This is a genomic window from Acinetobacter sp. 228, from assembly GCF_048147885.1.
On the sequence record NZ_JAYWYV010000003.1, the window covers coordinates 221,950 to 238,418 of the forward strand.

The following is a 16,469-nucleotide window of genomic DNA, read 5'->3' on the forward strand; positions in this document are numbered from 1 at the left end:
AGCAGACCTTATGTCGAATATGCAGCTGGACACCTTGAGACGTATTGTTCAGGAGATCAATGCGTCCACCAGTTTGCATGAATCACTTGACATCATGGTCAATCATGTAGCCGAAGCCATGCAGGTTGATGTCTGCTCGATTTATCTCCTCGATGAACGCAATCAGCGCTATCTACTCATGGCGTCTAAGGGCCTGAATGCGGAGTCCGTCGGTCATGTATCTTTGCAGACAGGGGAAGGTCTGGTGGGGCTGGTAGGCCAGCGTGAAGAAATTGTCAATCTGGACAATGCTCCTAAACATGAACGGTTCCTGTTTTTGCCAGAAACCGGTGAAGAGCTTTATAACTCTTTTCTTGGCGTTCCAGTCATGTACCGTCGCAAGGTCATGGGCGTACTGGTTGTTCAAAACAAGGAGCCACAGGATTTTTCCGAAGCTGCCGAATCTTTTCTGGTTACGCTCTGTGCCCAGCTTTCAGGCGTAATTGCGCATGCCCATGCGGTGGGCAATATTGATGTATTCCGTAAACCGAGTAACCTGCCTGCCTATAAAACCTTTCAGGGGGTTTCCGGTTCAGGGGGTATTGCCTTAGGCCGTGCAGTGATTCTTTATCCGCCAGCGGATCTGACTGCCGTACCGGAACGTGAGGCCGATGATATCAGTGAAGAACTGATGTTATTGGATAGCGCACTGAATTCAGTCCGTGAAGAAATTCAGTGGCTGGATGACAAGATGCAGGATGCACTCATGGCTGAAGAGCGCGCACTGTTTAGTGTATTCTTGCGGATGCTGGATGAAAATGCACTGCCTGCAGAAATCAAGGCTTTTATCCGTGAAGGTCACTGGGCACAAGGCGCGGTGCGGATTGTCATTGACAATCATGTGGCACAATTTTCCCAGATGGAAGATGATTATTTACGTGAGCGGGTAGCAGACCTGAAAGATCTGGGCCGGCGTATTCTGGCCCGTTTACAGGAAGCAGATGCCAGTCACCGTGAACTGACCGATGAAAGCATCCTGATTGGTGAAGAAATTTCGACGGCGGCACTAGTTGAATTACCGGTAGATAAAATTGCCGCAATTGTCACCACTGAAGGTGCCATGAACTCACATATGGTGATTGTAGCGCGTGCTCTCGGTATTCCGACTGTGGTCGGCGTAACCGAACTGCCAATCAATACCCTCGATGATGTGGAAATGATTGTCGATGCGCATCAGGGCCGGGTCTTTATTAATCCGCCACGTCGCCTGCGCAGTCGCTATAAAGAAATTCAAAAAGAAGAAGAACAGATTGCTAAAGATCTGCGCCAGTACGAAACCAAAGATGCGATTACCCCGGATGGCGTGGCGGTCAAACTATACGTCAACACCGGTCTGATGATTGATGTGGTGCGTGGTGTGCAGCGTGGTGCCAAAGGTGTCGGTTTATACCGTTCTGAAATTCCGTTTATGTTACGTGACCGCTTCCCGGGCGAGGAAGAACAACGTGCGATTTATCGCCAGCAACTCAGTCACTTTGCCAATAAACCGGTAGTGATGCGGACTCTGGACATTGGTGCAGACAAAGACCTGCCGTATTTCTCGATTGAAGAAGAAAATTCGGCACTCGGCTGGCGTGGCATCCGTTTTACCCTGGACCATCCGGAAATTTTTTCTTCACAGATTCGCGCCATGCTCAAAGCCAGTATCGGACTGAATAACCTGCATATTCTGCTGCCGATGGTGACCAGTGTCAGTGAAGTCGAAGAAGCGCTCTACCTGCTGGAACGTGATCATGCGGCGATTCAGGAAGAGGAACAGGTCAAGGTAAACAAGCCTAAACTCGGTATTATGGTGGAAGTTCCCAGCGTGCTATATCAGATTGATGAATTTTCCGAACTGGTCGATTTCTTCTCGGTCGGCTCCAACGATCTGACCCAATATCTGTTGGCCGTCGACCGTAATAATCCACGGGTGGCCAATGTCTATTCACACCTGCACCCTGCAGTAATGCGTGCCCTGACCCGTCTGGTGCAGGACTGTCATCGCAATGAAAAACCGGTCAGTATCTGCGGGGAAATGGCGGGTGATCCGCTGTCTGCCGTTTTACTCATGGCCATGGGCTTTAATACCCTGTCGATGAGTTCAAGTAATATTCTGCGGGTTCGTAAAACCATTTGTCATGTTCCGATGAGTGATGCACAGAAATTGCTACAACATGTGTTAAAAATGGACAATCCACTCATGGTAAAAAGCTGGTTAGAATATTATTTCAGAACTCATGGTCTGGGAGATATAGTGAAATCAGCCACGCGTATGGTAGGTGCTTAATACGGGGCTTTTCCAGCCCCCTCACTCTCGACATTGGTGGAGGTGGTTATGGAATTTCTGGTCATTCTGTTCATGGTAGCTGTGGTGTTCTATATTGTTATTATTGCACCTGCCTTAAAAGCCCGAAAAAATACTGATGATTCGTATTCATCTCGCTCCCGCCCTGCCAGCAATCGGACCAGCAACTCTACCGAACGGCCTAAAATGTCGCCACTACTGGGCATTGAAATTTCGGCATCGCAACGACGGCGTTTAGGCCGACATGACCCCTCCGTGATGGCCGCCAAACTTTATCAGCAACAAAAACATCAATTTGCCAGTTTTCAACAGGCCAGGCCGCAGCCTCATTCCCCTCATCCTGAAGCGCCTGTTCAAAGCAGACTACATAAACTTTTCAATGATTTAATCACGGATGAATCTTCAAACCAGTCCCGTCGTCCAAATCAATATTCACAAACCCGTCGTACCCGGCCAGTCGCCCCGCTTTCTCCACTCAAATCCAACCCCAAACAGCCACCACATCGCCCCCAACCACCTTATAAACCTCTTAAGCTGCCATTAAAAAAGGGCGATCTTCCATGGAATATCGCCCTTGTCTGTGCTTGCTGTAGCCACGTTTTGCATTTTTCTTTCGGTCTACAAAGACCTGGCTTTTGTTGACTTCATGCATGTGTTTTGCCACAAAATTGTGGATCACTACCTGCTCGGCTGTTTTTTTCTTGGCCATCTTGCTCTCTATATCATTTGGAAGAAGGAGTGAGATAATTATAGGGCCGGCTGACTAATTTTCAAGCATATTTGCCAATGCTTTTTCAAAAATAAAGCCCATTTAGCCAGGATTTTCTATATGCAAAAATGGGAGTTATAGCCAGAAAACACCCTTATTTCATTCATTATTTTTATGGGTTTCTTCAGCCAAACAAAACTCGATTAAAAAAACGTTTAAAATAAATCAGTTATAAAATTTATTTTAAACAATACTATTCACTTATTATTTTTATCCTTTGATAAAAACATATTATCGACTTAGATATTGTTATTTTCGTTTAATCCCATTCATTATTCGAGTTATTCAAAATATATAGAATTTGATATTGTCACAGAGTGGAAAACCCGTTACTTTTTAAGAGTAACCATTTAATTTTCAACATTTTAAACTTTATTAAATTTAAAAATATTTTTTGAGTGAGCTCACTCAATTATACCCTGAATTCCGTTTTGTGCTGTAACACCCTTTATTTAAAGATATTGTAAATATAGCGAAACCTGATCTGATTAGCATATATCTCAATATTTTATGAATACTAGGTAAACGACATAAGATATTCAAAACTTGGAGAGGAAAGATGAGCCAAGATTTTAAAAAATGCCCTGTCACCCACCTGACTACTGAGGCTGGGGCACCTGTGGTCGACAACCAGAACAGTATGACGGCAGGTGCGCGTGGACCTTTACTTGCCCAGGATTTATGGCTGAATGAAAAACTGGCCAACTTTGTCCGCGAAGTGATTCCAGAGCGTCGTATGCATGCCAAAGGTTCAGGTGCTTTTGGTACCTTTACCGTGACCAATGATATTACCCAATATAGCCGCGCTAAAATTTTCTCTGAAGTCGGCAAAAAAACCGAAATGTTTGCCCGTTTCTCAACAGTGGCGGGTGAACGTGGTGCGGCCGATGCGGAACGCGATATTCGCGGTTTTGCCTTAAAATTCTATACTGAAGAAGGCAACTGGGATCTGGTCGGCAATAACACCCCGGTGTTTTTCCTGCGGGATGCGCGCAAGTTCCCTGACCTGAATAAAGCAGTCAAACGCGACCCGAAAACCAACAAGCGCAGCGCCACCAATAACTGGGATTTCTGGACACTGTTGCCTGAAGCTTTGCATCAAGTGACCATTGTCATGTCCGACCGCGGGATTCCGACCGGTTACCGTCATATGCATGGTTTTGGCAGTCACACCTTCAGTTTTATCAATTCCCAAAATGAACGCTTCTGGGTAAAATTCCATATGCGTACCCAGCAAGGCATCCAGAACCTGACCGATGCTGAAGCTGCAGACTTGATTGCCAAAGACCGTGAAAGCAGCCAGACCGACCTGTTTGATGCCATCGAACGTGGTGACTATCCAAAATGGAAAATGTACGTTCAGATCATGCCGGAACTGGAAGCCGAAACAGTGCCTTATCATCCATTTGACCTGACCAAAGTCTGGCCAAAGGGCGATTATCCACTGATTGAAGTCGGTGAATTCGAACTGAACCGCAATCCGGAAAATTATTTCCAGGATGTAGAACAGGCAGCCTTTGCACCAAGCAATTTGGTACCGGGCATCAGCTACTCACCGGACCGTATGTTACAGGCACGTTTAGTGAACTATGCCGACGCAGCGCGTTACCGTGTTGGCGTGAATCATTCACAGGTTCCAGTCAATGCTGCACGTTGTCCTGTACATTCGAACCGCCGTGATGGTCAAGGCCGCATGGATGGCAACTATGGTTCATTGCCACATTACGAGCCGAACAGTTTTAGCCAGTGGCAGGAGCAGCCGGAATTCAGAGAGCCACCATTGAAAATCACCGGTGATGCCGATTTCTGGGATTTCCGTGAAGATGACAATGATTACTTCAGCCAACCTCGTGCCCTGTTCAATCTAATGAATGACCAGCAGAAACAGGCGCTGTTCAATAATACGGCTAGAGCAATGGGCGATGCCCTGGATTTCATCAAATACCGTCACATCCGCAACTGTTATCATTGTGATCCCGCTTACGGTGAAGGCGTAGCACAAGCACTGGGGATGACTGTAGCAGATGCTCAAGCGGCTCGTGAAAGCGACCCAGCCAAAGGGCTACCTAGTTTCATCTAAGCCACTTTAGATATGTATAGAAAAACCACCTTCGGGTGGTTTTTTATTGCGGTATCCAGCACTATAGAAGCAAGCTCATACAAAAAGAAATACCAGAATGCATCCAAATATTGAAGACATCATTCAACAGCACGACATCATTGTGTTTGATGCCGTTTGCGTGATCTGTAATGGCTGGGCACGATTTTTAATTCAATACGATAAAAAAATACAGTTTAAACTGGTCTCTGCCCAATCTCCTTTAGGTATTGCCCTGCTTGAGCACTATCAGATGTCCACTGAACATTACACCACCATGCTTGTCATCCGAGATGGCACACTGTATACCGAATCGACTGCATTACTGAAGGCGCTGCAGCATCTCGGTTTTCCATTTAATTTAATGAGCGCAGGTTATTTGGTTCCGCGTTTTATCCGGGATTTTCTGTATCGTGTGATCGCTTTAAATCGCTACACGCTATTCGGCAAAACTGAATATTGCCTGATCCCCTCCGGCGAAAATAAACGCCATTTTCTGGAAAATGCGCTTCGTGAATCCTAAGCCCGTTTTCAATCAGGTACTGTGTAGCATTGGGCTAAGTTTGGCAATGCTCTGGTTCTATCAAGGACTGATTCCAAAAATTCTGTTCCAGTCCCCTGCTGAAATCACAATCTGGCAAAATATGGGTTTTGAGCTGGCATTTGCCCAGACCTTGGTGGGCTTTTCTGGGGGATGTGAAATGCTGTGGGGTGTATGCTTTCTGAAATGGAACAGATCAATTCTATTGCATGGATTAAATATCATGGGACTTGCAGGATTACTACTGCTGATTGCACTTACCGCACCTTTACAACTCACTGCGGCATTCAATCCCGTGGTGATGAATATCGCCATGCTCATGCTTTCTGTAGTGGCTATTCAACTCATTTGGCAAGAACAAGCATAGCGTTTAGACAATAATCCGTTTGCCTTCACGTATGCAGTAAAACGGATTAATTAACTTGGAGGAATGCTTGATAATCTCATGCAAGTCATGCTCTGGTGCATCGCGGTCTTCATCAGTCAGCTGAAAAGTGCGGTAATGAATGGCCAGCGAGCATTTGGCCTGCAAATCGTGATGGGCATGATAAGCATCTTCCGGATTCATGTGAATCGCGCGCATCAGTTCACGCGGCTCATACGCACCAATCGGCAGCAAGGCGATCCGCGGTGCACCTAAACGTTTGCGGATTTCTTTAAAATGGGAAGCATAGCCACTATCTCCGGCAAAGAAACAATGCTCCTTGCCATGCAATAAAGAAAAACCTCCCCAGAGGGCACAGTTCTGATCGCGTATGCCGCGCCCAGAAGCATGTTGTGCCGGTGTATAGACAATCCTGATCTCTTCAAAAAAGGCGTTTTCCCACCAGTCCATTTCATGCACGGTATAATGTTCTGGCAAATACCAGGCATTGCCCAGCCCTGTATAAATCGGCATCTGAAACGTCGTATGCAGCCACTCCAGACTGGCCAGATCCATATGGTCATAGTGGTTATGGCTCAGCAACACAGCATCAATATGGGGTAGTTCATCCAGGGCAATACCTGCCGGAATGACGCGCTGTGGCCCGGTAGATGCAGAAGGACCAGCATATTCGCCCCAGACCGGATCGGTCAGGAAATTATAAGGTCCAATCTGAATGAGTACGGTGGCATGACCAATAAACCAGATCTGCCAGTCATCTAGGGGAGCATCAGGACGATGCTGCGGCAAAGCACGTGGACGTGCAAAAAACTCGGCACGCTCCTCATCGAGGTTGACTTGCCAGGTGCTGGACTTTCGGGTAACCAGCCATTTATATAAATCAAAACGACTACGCGATAATGGGGAATATTCCAGATTATGAAAGCGTTGACCATCAAAATGATCGGAATGCAGATACTCAAATACCGGCTTAGACCAGACATGTTTCCAGCTGGACTGTGTGGGTAACTGAAATTTTTTAGTTTTAAAAAAATCTTGCATAAATATCCACTATTTATTATTCGTTATATGCAAGTTAGCTACCGCTTGAAATCGTCAAGTGCAGCAGCGTTTAAATGAGCATACAAACTTAAAACAGGCGCGTAGCAATATAGTATGAAATCCAATATTGTTAATCATGTATGTTTTTGTTATTTTTAATAAAAACACCATGTAAAAACCTTTCAGCTTATAAAAGTAACAGATTATAAGAAAAATACTGCTCGCAACCTTCTGCCTAAACATACAAAATGATGCCAAACCCCTTTAGGCTCATTTTGACAAAGTCATGACTCCTATGGGTAACTTTCTGACGGAGTGCATTTGTTCCCCAGACGAGGATCCGTTTCATCAGCTTAAGCATACCCGAGAGACAGGCTGAAATCAGAAAAATGGGCTCAAGCGATTTTTATATGGGTTATACACGGCCTAAGGTTCGCTCCAACCATACGGCCCTGGTTTGTGGTTTCACAAACAGGGCAATAATTTCCGGGTGCAATTGTTTAATCTGGGTCTCGATCCTGTTTACACAGGCTTCAATTTGATCGGATGTTAAATCATCTTTAAATTCCAGACTTAAGGATGCAATGACTTGATGCGCGCCCATCTGTTCCGTTAATACCCCGTTGGCACTAAAAACTGCAGCATCCTGTTGCGCAATATTTAATACATTTTCCCGCAGTTTAGGATCCGCAGTCTCACCGAGCAACAGGCCCTTGGTTTCACGTGCCAAAAACCAGGCCGATACGGCAAGCACCACCCCAATTAAGATTGAGGCCACCCCATCCAGTTCGGGAATATTTAGCTGATGAGCAAGAAAGATACCGACCAAGGCAATCACCAAGCCGATCAGTGCAGCAGTATCTTCAAATAAAACGGTAAAGGTAGTTGGGTCCTTACTCCGTCGAAAGGCTTCAAAATATCCCATATTTCCTTTTTGTTTACGAAATGTTTTTAGTGCCACTAACCATGAAAACCCTTCACATAAAATGGCTATGCCAAGCACGATATAGTTGATCATAGGATTCTGCATTTCTTCAGGCTGGATAATGTGATAAATACCCTGAAGAATAGAGACAATGGCACCCAGTGCAAATACCAGCAATGCCACAATAAAAGCCCAGAAATATAGTTCACGGCCATAACCAAACGGATGTTTAACGTCTCCAGGTTTTTTGGCTTTTTTCATTCCGTATAACAGCAGAATTTCATTCAAGGTATCGACTACCGAATGAACAGCCTCACTCAGCATTGCAGAGCTGTTGGTAATATAGGCTGCGACAAATTTAACGAGGGCAATCGCCAAATTGCCGAACATGGCTGCATAAACGACAATTTTATTGGATTCAGACATCTTGACACTGTCCCAAATAAGCTTGATCAAGCTTTATTGATCTTATGTCTTGCATCTTAAAGTGTTTTGACTACCCAGTTGTTTTACAAATTGTTGTTTCGTCGTGATGGTCTAGCATTTCCAGTCTGCTTTTGGAAAATATCTAGACCTAATAAAAAATTTTGCCCTTTCCCTTCAGGGAAGGGTTAGTGTCTGGAAAAATATTGCTCACGCCATTCTTTAGAGAAATACAGGATAATCCCGAACATCACCACAGCAACACCCGCAAAAGCATGGCTGCTGATGATTTCATTATTCAGTGTAGCCCCCAGTACCAAGGCAATCACTGGTGTCATGACATTACTGAGAGAGACTGTGGAAGCTGCCAAACGGCGAATCAGCCAGAAATAGCACAGCATCGCCACAATCGAAGATAGAATCATGGTAAATATAAATCCGATGATGGCATGGCTGCTTGGCATCTGGGTTGGAAAGTGCTGCCAGATAAATGGAATCAGCAATAAAGAACCCAGCGCAGAAACTAGCAGCGAACCCGTGGCTTGCGACATTGGCTTTAATGGTGCATTGATCTGTTTGACCCAGAAGATCGAACTGATATAGGACACCATACTGATCAGCATCAGTACCACACCCCATGGGTTAATCTTGCTGTCTGCCGAGTCGGCAAACACAAAACACAGGCCACCTACCGCAATTGCCATACCGAGCCACTGTACCCAGATCAGTTTATGGGTTTTTAAAATCACATGACCGATTAAACCGGCAATCAATGGCGAGAATCCAAAAATCAGCGCCATCAGACCTGACGTTAAATAGTTGGCAGCCAGATAAATAAACAGTTGTGCCCCAATTAAATTAAGACTACCTGCCACATAACTTTTTAATGACGTTTGATCAAATGGCAATGGGTTACGCATAATTGCCAATAAAACCAAAGCAATGACACAGGCACCAAAATAACGAATCACCAGCACCCACATCGGATGCACTTCAGCCACACTCCAAACAATGGCCAATGGTGTGGCGGCCCAAATGAGCACCAACAAGGCATAAATGCTGGCTGTTAAAATCATGGGAGATGAGTTTGAATTCATATACAACTCAATTAAATATAATAAAAAGAATTAAACCAAAAGTTCTGTTCAAATCCACGATTAGCAATATTACAAGCGGCATGGATGCCGCTCGAGCGTTTGGGATACAAGGAAGTATCCTCAAACGCTCAAAAGATTTTTGTTACTTTTCATCTTTGAAAAGTAAGACACACCTGCACAAAGTAATTAAACGTCGCAATATAAATAGTGGTCATGCCCAAACAATAAATAAAGTAGCCATAAAAAAGCAGACCCAGGTTGCCCGAGGTCTGCTCCTTTGTAAACCGAGATTACTTCACAAGCTTACGAAGATCCTGGCTAAGATCCAGATATTTGTCTGCTTCAAATGCAGCCTGCTTGCTGATCAGCTTTTTCAGATGACGCATTTCTTTAGCAGCATTCACCGTGATACCACCAACGATCACACCGTCAGTCACACCAAACATCACGAATGAGGATTCAGCGCGAAGTTCTGGATTGATTTCGCCACGAACCTGCCATTCAGCTGCAGCCATATCGCCAACAAACTGGTAGTTGATATCCAGTTGGTCTGTCCAGAACCATGCTGGATTGGCCACTGGATGCTCGACACCCATCACATGACGTGCAAAGATGCCTGCTTGCAGGTTGGCATTTTCCCAGGTTTCTACACGACGGTGGTTACCACAGTCACGTAACTGAGTTGCTACGTCACCCGCAGCGTAAATGTCTGCATTTGAAGTCTGGCAGTTTTCATTCACTTTAATTGCAAAATCAACATCCAGACCGGCCTCTACAGCCAGCTGTGCATTTGGCACAATACCGATACCGTACACTACAGCATCAGCCCGAAGTTCTTCACCACCTTCAAGGGTAATCACAACTTCTTCACCATCCAGCTTGCAGTCTGCAATCTTGGTTTCCAGGCGAACGTCAATTCCGGCCAGACGCTGTTGCTCTAGCAGGAACTCGCTCAGGATACGCGGCGAGCAGCGACCCATGACCATAGGACCCATTTCAATTACAGTCACCTGACAGTCCTTGAAACGCGCAGAAGAAGCCAGTTCCAGACCGATCACACCGCCACCAATCAGGACAATACGACGGCCTGCTTGAAGTACAGGAACCAGTGCCTGTGAATCTTCCAGGTTACGCAGGGTATAAACATGCTTACCTAGTGCATCGAAGTTTGGCAAACGGCGTGCTGCACCACCAGTGGCAAGTAACAGTTTGTCATAAGCAACAACGTCACCATGTTGAAGTTCAACCGTGTGGGCTTCAGCATTGATTTTTGCAACGCCATTACCACGGATAGTTGTTACGCCAAGTTCAGCCAGTTTTTCTTCTGACAGAATTTCAATCTTGGTTTCTTCAGGTTTTAGAATTACGTCTTTAGACAGTGGTGGACGCTCATAAGGCAGATGCGTTTCATCACCGATCAGAATGATTTTGCCTTCGTACTTGTTGCCACGAAGTTCTAAAATCGCACTTGCACCTGCCTGGCCAGCACCTACAATTACGATAGTTTCGATGTTGCTCATGTCATTAACCTTTTAACTCTGCAGATACGATGCCAAAGCCCGCAATCCATTCACTGATTTCTTCATAGCAGTGTGTTGTCATGTCGTATTCGCCCATCTCGCTTAAAGCAGCAAAAGCAGCCATCCAAGAACGGACTTCCTGACCACCACGGCCACCATCACGGCGGATTTCAGCTTCAGTCATCGCTTCGAGTGCAGCAAAATCGGCATTCTTGAATTTTTCCAGCAGTGCAATATCCCATTCTGCATTGAGAGGGACTGCAACAGAGGTATCACCTGCTGCCAGTTTCTGGCCCACAGCAATGATTTTCGCTTGACGTGCTGAACGTGCTTCCGGAGTCGGATGACGACCGGCAATCAGAAACTCTTCCACTTCTGGTGGTACTGAACCCATTTGCGGTGTAGGTGGATCATGTGACAGACCACCTGTACCTAAAACCAGTACCCGCTCATTTTCAAGGTTTAAAGACTTGATGTATTGACCGACTGCACGACCCAAAGCGATGGTACGTTTGGTGGTTGGCATTGGAGCTGCAGCACCATTAATAAACACAGGAATGGTTGGATAACGGTCCAACTGACCTTCGCACAAGAAATGCAGTGGCTGAGTCACACCATGGTCGGCCTGCATACGGTAGGAGTATGCCACGTCCACACCCTCGTCCAGTACACGACGCACCATCGCCAAGGCTTTGTCTTCTGGTACATCGATATGGTCATTGTCTTTACCATAATCCCAGTCACCTGCCGCTTTGGCACGGATACCCACACAGAAACTTGGCATCAGGTCATAGAAGAAACCATTGAAATGGTCAGGACCGAAGGTAATGATTAAGGTTGGGTCGTAAGCTTTCACTTCAGCTGCAAGTTGGTCAAAAGCTTCGCGTACTGCGACTTCCTGACGTTTTTCTTGTGGGGAAGCAAATTCCATTAAGGGGCTGTGCGATGCACAAATGAGTTTAACGGCCATGAGAGACTCCTGAAAAGGAAAGCAGCCTTAGAACAGGCTGCCGATAAGTCCATTTGATTCAGACTAGATTTTATTCGTCAAAGAAACCGGCACGTGGCTGACGCAAGCCCCGGATACCCAGACCACATTCTGCATTGATCAGAACACCGGTCAGAGGACGGTTATTTTGACGAGATGCCAACAGCACGTATGAACCTGTCATATCTTCCGGTTCAGGTAAGAAGTTCAGTGGCATGCCACGTGCGATTTTCTCAGGATCGCGTGCATCCAGCAGACCAAGATTTTCCTGGCCTAAAGATGCAGCACCCTTGATATTCACATTCATACCTGATGGTGCAACAGCGTTCACTCGTACTTTAGGCGCAAGCTCGTAGGCCAGTTCTTTCATAATTCCGACACCGGCATGCTTAGATGCAGTATATACAGGGCCTCCGCCAGCGGAGTACAGTGCTGAATTAGACAAAGTAAATATGATAGAACCTTCAGAAGCGATCAATGCATCCAGTGCAGCCTTCGCACCGAGGATCAGAGATTTGGTATTAATCCCCATAATCTCGTCAAAGGCTTTCTCTAGCTGCTCGCCTGAGGTATTGACGATATCTGCATAATGATCCCAGATACCGGCATTGCCTACGAAGCAATCGAGTTTGCCATAACGTTCCACAGTTGCCTGAACTGCACGAACGTTATCTTCATAGCTGGCCACATCACCTGCGATCGCAAGCACGCGGTCACCAAAATGTTCTTTCAGTGCATCAACTTTTGATTGTGAACGCTGAAGAACGGCAACTTGTGCGCCCTCTTCCAGGAAACGTTCAACCAATGCCCAGCCTAAGCCTGAACCACCACCGGTAATAAGTGCAACTTCGCCTTGTAGCCAACCCATGATTACTCTCCTGCCATCTCTACAAACAATTGACCATCTTCAACAATCACTGGGAAAGTCTGGATTGGATCAGTCGCTGGTAAGCAAAGTGCTTGACCTGTTTTTAAACAGAAACGTGCTGCATGAAGTGGACATTCAACAGTACCGTCATCTTCCAGATAACCTTCAGACATTGAAGCGTTACCGTGTGAGCAACGGTCGTTCATTGCAAAGAACTCACCACCGTTGTTGAATACTGCCAGCGCATCGATACCGTTTACGCCACAATCTACTTTCAATGCTTCGCCTTCGTCTAATTCGTCAACTTGGCATACAAAAATCTTATTCATTAGAAGAACACACTCAGGTTATGTGAACTGTAAGTAACTTGGTCAAGCATGATCTTACGGTTGAAAATCTGGAAGCCTAGGCCACCCTCAACTTTACGGATCTTGTCATGACGTTTACCACAGTAAATCACGACGTCTTTCTCTTTTTGCGTGCGGTACAACAGGTACGTTACGTACACGTCGTATTCGCCTTCAACTTCAGTGGCTTCAACAATCACGTTAGAAACCATATGAGTTGTACGTGACGGAGGCTCTTCAGCCCAAGCCATACCGGTCTCAAGACGAGCCACACGACGCTCTAAAAGATCTTTCGTATCGTTGAACACCCAAGTGGTAGGTGGTTCAACTGAACGACGACGGTCACGGGTTTGTGCGTTTGGTGTGGTACGTAGCGTGTAAGAAATGTCTTCAGCTAACGTGTCCAACCATTCGCGGAATTTCCAGTCGTCAAGCAGCTTTGCTTCACGGTAAAGGAACTGGCTAATTTGATGATGAAGTTCTAAGCTGATTTGACTCATTTCATAAGCTCCTTCTCATATTCGTCAGCCGCTTTTTCCACGTCTTCCCATTTTTCATGGATCAATAAATCTGCCCAGCGGCGGTACATACCACGTGCTGCAGTTTCAGAGAAAATGTAGTTGGTGATACCTGGGATACCATCTTCACGTACTTTCTCGTTACCTTTACCCATTTCCATAATGAGTTTGTTTTGACGCGCTTTGTAACCACGTAAAACTTTTTGAATCTCGATCCAGTTCTCAGAGTCATCTTGCTCTAGGAAACCAGCAGGACCAAAAGCACGTGTTGCAGAACGTTCAAATGCTTCCTTCACTTCTTGAGATGCTTCAGCGTCCGCAATACAGAATGCCCAAACTTCAGTTTTGTTTGGACCACGTGGGTGCCATACGCGAAGTGTTGCAGTACCGTTCAACCAAGACAATGTTGGGAACATGGTGTTGTGACCTGCAAGACGCAGTGCACGAGTCTCGCCTAGGCGCTCTTTTACTTCTTCGTAAGTTTCACGGAAGTAGTTGGCCACTTCACCGTCAACCCAAACGTTTGCGTCTGGTTTCTCTGTGAAGAAGAAGCCTGAACCGTGACCACGTGAACCGTACTGGATTGCATCTTTGGCAGTTTCCCAAACAGGACGAGCAGTTTGCGCAGCACCTAATTTCTTAGATGATTCGTCGTCTGGTTTCGCACCAAGCACTTGAATTGCAGATGCATGAGAGAACAATGCGTGGTATTGGTCAGATGCAAACTGTTCAGCTGCAAATTTCCAGTTACACTCGATTTCCCACTTGTGGACACCACCGATGATTTCTGTACCCCCTGGACGACGGTCAACAACGCCATCTAGGTACCAGGCGATATCGCCCATGTATTCTTCTAGATCTGGAGTTGTTTCATCCCAGCATCCGAATATCAGGCCTTTGTATGATTTAACACGGTTAACTTCCACCAGACCCCATTGCTCTTTACATGCGCCTTGTGGGTAAGCACGCTCTTCAAGCGGGATGTCTTTTAAAGAACCGTCAATACCGTAAGACCAGCCGTGGTACGGGCATGTGAATGCACGTGTATTCCCACAGTCTGCGAAGCTCACACGCATTGAGCGGTGACGGCACTGGTTTAAGAATGCTTTGATTGAGCTATCTTTTTGACGTGCCACGATGATCGGATCTTCACCCATGTAGGTGTTGAAAAAGTCACCAGCCTTAGGAATCTGGCTCTCATGACAAAGGAACAACCAGGTACGGCCGAAAACGCGTTCAAGTTCTAATTCGTAAATATCTGGATCTGTATAAATAGATGGAGTGATACGTCCATTTTGTGCATCGACTAAAGCGTCGATTTCACGCACATCAATTTTTCCACTCATGAAAATCTCCTGTGACCCATCAAGGCACAAAGTAAATAGACTCAATTCGAATGGATAATGGATTTTAGGCGGGATTTGGGGAAATATTTTTTTTGTTTCAATTAATAGCTTAAAGCAATTATTAAGGACATGGATTTTTATATTAAAACATCCATTAATCCTCTCAGAGCATTTAGTTTATGAATGGCAAAATAATCTTCACGACATAGTTATTTATAGATTATACTTTGATGAAATTATAGTAAGACATTTTTTGGATTACTTTTTGGGTTGATGACATGGAATTACGACACCTCCGCTACTTTATCACCGTTGCTGAAGAACTGAACTTTAGCAAGGCAGCACTTAAACTTTATACCGCGCAACCCTCCCTTAGCCAGCAAATCAAGGACCTGGAAGAAGACGTCGGCGTAAAGCTGTTGAACCGAACCAAACGTAAAGTGGAGCTGACCGAAGAAGGTGCCGTATTCCTGGAGCAGGCTCGCCTGACCCTGGCACAAGCAGACAAGGCCGTTGCCATGGCACGTCAGGTGTCACAGGCCAAGCAGCAAATGCTCCGGATTGGCTTTGTTCCGGTAGCCGAAATGAAAATTTTCCCGTATATCTTGCCTAATCTGCGGGTGCAGAATCCGGATTTAAAAATTGAACTGCTCAGTCTGAACAACAATGAGCAAATGCGCCTGTTAAAAAAAGGTGATCTGGATCTGACCTTTACCCGTCATAATTTCAATAGCGATGAAATTGAAAGTCAGTTTGTGATTCGTGAACCGCTGATTTTCCTGCTGCCCAAAGACCATCCGCTGGCAAAATATGACCGTATTCCAGTTAAGGCATTGAATGGTATTGATTTTATCATTCCATCAGCAGAGCAGTCTTTTACCTTGCACCATACAATTTTGGATTTTGCCAAGGCTAACGGCATTGAACTTAATATTGTCCAAAAAGCTGACAATATCCTGTTTAATATCAACTCGATCGGTATCGGATTGGGGTGCACGATTTTACCTGGTTATATCGCGCCGCTGACTATGGAAAATACTGTGATTCGCCCTCTGGACGTAGAGCTGCCGTATTTGGACCTGTATGTCAGTTACCACAAAAACAATAAATCCTATGCAGTCAGCAAATTTCTTGAGCTTCTGACCCGGGTGTTCTATCTCGATATTAACCGCAGCGAACAGAATTAAACTCCTTCCTGGTTAAGCATATGTCATTCGAATTTTGGTAGACATATGCTTTTTTCGTTTTATTATTTTTTGCTTAAAGATTTATTTTTA

The 16,469-nt window shown here is 45.5% G+C and carries 15 protein-coding genes and 1 pseudogene; 6 read left to right on the forward strand and 10 right to left on the reverse strand.

Annotation, left to right across the window (positions count from 1 at the left end; all coding sequences use genetic code 11):
• Positions 1-10 precede the first annotated feature (10 nt).
• Positions 11-2,308, forward strand: a complete 2,298-nt coding sequence (gene ptsP, locus VXQ92_RS03795; RefSeq protein WP_416680483.1) for a phosphoenolpyruvate--protein phosphotransferase — start codon at positions 11-13, stop codon at positions 2,306-2,308.
• A 48-nt stretch (positions 2,309-2,356) separates the two neighbouring features.
• Positions 2,357-2,854: pseudogene (locus VXQ92_RS03800) on the forward strand (hypothetical protein); the annotation flags it as partial.
• A 1-nt stretch (position 2,855) separates the two neighbouring features.
• Here the strand turns inward: VXQ92_RS03800 and VXQ92_RS03805 are convergent.
• The gene (locus VXQ92_RS03805; RefSeq protein ID WP_071852341.1) at positions 2,856-3,035 is read right to left on the reverse strand and encodes a DUF7230 family protein; all 180 of its coding nucleotides are present in this window, start codon (positions 3,033-3,035) and stop codon (positions 2,856-2,858) included.
• Between the two features lie 619 nt (positions 3,036-3,654).
• Here VXQ92_RS03805 and VXQ92_RS03810 point away from each other — a divergent pair.
• From VXQ92_RS03810 to VXQ92_RS03820, 3 genes are all read left to right on the forward strand, one after another.
• On the forward strand, positions 3,655-5,175 hold the full coding sequence (locus tag VXQ92_RS03810; protein ID WP_416680484.1) for a catalase: 1,521 nt from the start codon (positions 3,655-3,657) through the stop codon (positions 5,173-5,175).
• Between the two features lie 97 nt (positions 5,176-5,272).
• The gene (locus VXQ92_RS03815) at positions 5,273-5,716 is read left to right on the forward strand and encodes a DCC1-like thiol-disulfide oxidoreductase family protein (protein WP_144724174.1); all 444 of its coding nucleotides are present in this window, start codon (positions 5,273-5,275) and stop codon (positions 5,714-5,716) included.
• The gene (locus VXQ92_RS03820; protein ID WP_416680485.1) at positions 5,706-6,101 is read left to right on the forward strand and encodes a DoxX-like family protein; all 396 of its coding nucleotides are present in this window, start codon (positions 5,706-5,708) and stop codon (positions 6,099-6,101) included. The genes VXQ92_RS03815 and VXQ92_RS03820 overlap by 11 nt, the downstream gene beginning before the upstream one ends.
• A 3-nt stretch (positions 6,102-6,104) precedes the next feature.
• Here VXQ92_RS03820 and VXQ92_RS03825 read toward each other — a convergent pair whose 3' ends face one another.
• From VXQ92_RS03825 to hcaE, 9 genes are all read right to left on the reverse strand, one after another.
• Positions 6,105-7,160 (reverse strand): MBL fold metallo-hydrolase, encoded by a 1,056-nt coding sequence (locus tag VXQ92_RS03825; protein ID WP_064094885.1) that lies wholly within the window; start codon positions 7,158-7,160, stop codon positions 6,105-6,107.
• A 415-nt stretch (positions 7,161-7,575) separates the two neighbouring features.
• Positions 7,576-8,511, reverse strand: coding sequence for a cation diffusion facilitator family transporter (locus VXQ92_RS03830; RefSeq protein WP_416680486.1), 936 nt, complete (start codon positions 8,509-8,511; stop codon positions 7,576-7,578).
• Between the two features lie 185 nt (positions 8,512-8,696).
• Positions 8,697-9,605 carry a DMT family transporter gene (locus VXQ92_RS03835; RefSeq protein ID WP_064094887.1) on the reverse strand — a complete coding sequence of 303 codons (909 nt, stop codon included), beginning with the start codon at positions 9,603-9,605 and terminating at the stop codon, positions 8,697-8,699.
• A 290-nt stretch (positions 9,606-9,895) separates the two neighbouring features.
• Positions 9,896-11,125, reverse strand: a complete 1,230-nt coding sequence (gene hcaD / locus VXQ92_RS03840) for a 3-phenylpropionate/cinnamic acid dioxygenase ferredoxin--NAD(+) reductase subunit (protein WP_064094888.1) — start codon at positions 11,123-11,125, stop codon at positions 9,896-9,898.
• Positions 11,126-11,129: 4 nt separating this feature from the next.
• Entirely contained in the window at positions 11,130-12,095 is a 966-nt protein-coding gene (locus VXQ92_RS03845; protein WP_416680487.1) for a 3-carboxyethylcatechol 2,3-dioxygenase, read from the reverse strand.
• 70 nt (positions 12,096-12,165) lie between these two features.
• Positions 12,166-12,981 carry a 3-phenylpropionate-dihydrodiol/cinnamic acid-dihydrodiol dehydrogenase gene (gene hcaB, locus VXQ92_RS03850; RefSeq protein ID WP_064094890.1) on the reverse strand — a complete coding sequence of 272 codons (816 nt, stop codon included), beginning with the start codon at positions 12,979-12,981 and terminating at the stop codon, positions 12,166-12,168.
• Between the two features lie 2 nt (positions 12,982-12,983).
• Complete coding sequence (gene hcaC / locus VXQ92_RS03855; protein WP_064094891.1) at positions 12,984-13,310, reverse strand: 3-phenylpropionate/cinnamic acid dioxygenase ferredoxin subunit; 327 nt, start codon at positions 13,308-13,310, stop codon at positions 12,984-12,986.
• Positions 13,310-13,828: a 3-phenylpropionate/cinnamic acid dioxygenase subunit beta gene (hcaF, locus tag VXQ92_RS03860; RefSeq protein ID WP_064094892.1), complete on the reverse strand. Its 519-nt coding sequence runs from the start codon at positions 13,826-13,828 to the stop codon at positions 13,310-13,312. Before hcaF ends, hcaC begins: the two co-directional genes overlap by 1 nt.
• Positions 13,825-15,192, reverse strand: coding sequence for a 3-phenylpropionate/cinnamic acid dioxygenase subunit alpha (gene hcaE, locus VXQ92_RS03865; RefSeq protein WP_416680489.1), 1,368 nt, complete (start codon positions 15,190-15,192; stop codon positions 13,825-13,827). Before hcaE ends, hcaF begins: the two co-directional genes overlap by 4 nt.
• A 278-nt stretch (positions 15,193-15,470) precedes the next feature.
• Here hcaE and hcaR point away from each other — a divergent pair, with 278 nt between their 5' ends.
• Positions 15,471-16,379: a DNA-binding transcriptional regulator HcaR gene (gene hcaR, locus VXQ92_RS03870; RefSeq protein ID WP_416680491.1), complete on the forward strand. Its 909-nt coding sequence runs from the start codon at positions 15,471-15,473 to the stop codon at positions 16,377-16,379.
• The last annotated feature ends 90 nt before the right edge of the window (positions 16,380-16,469 follow it).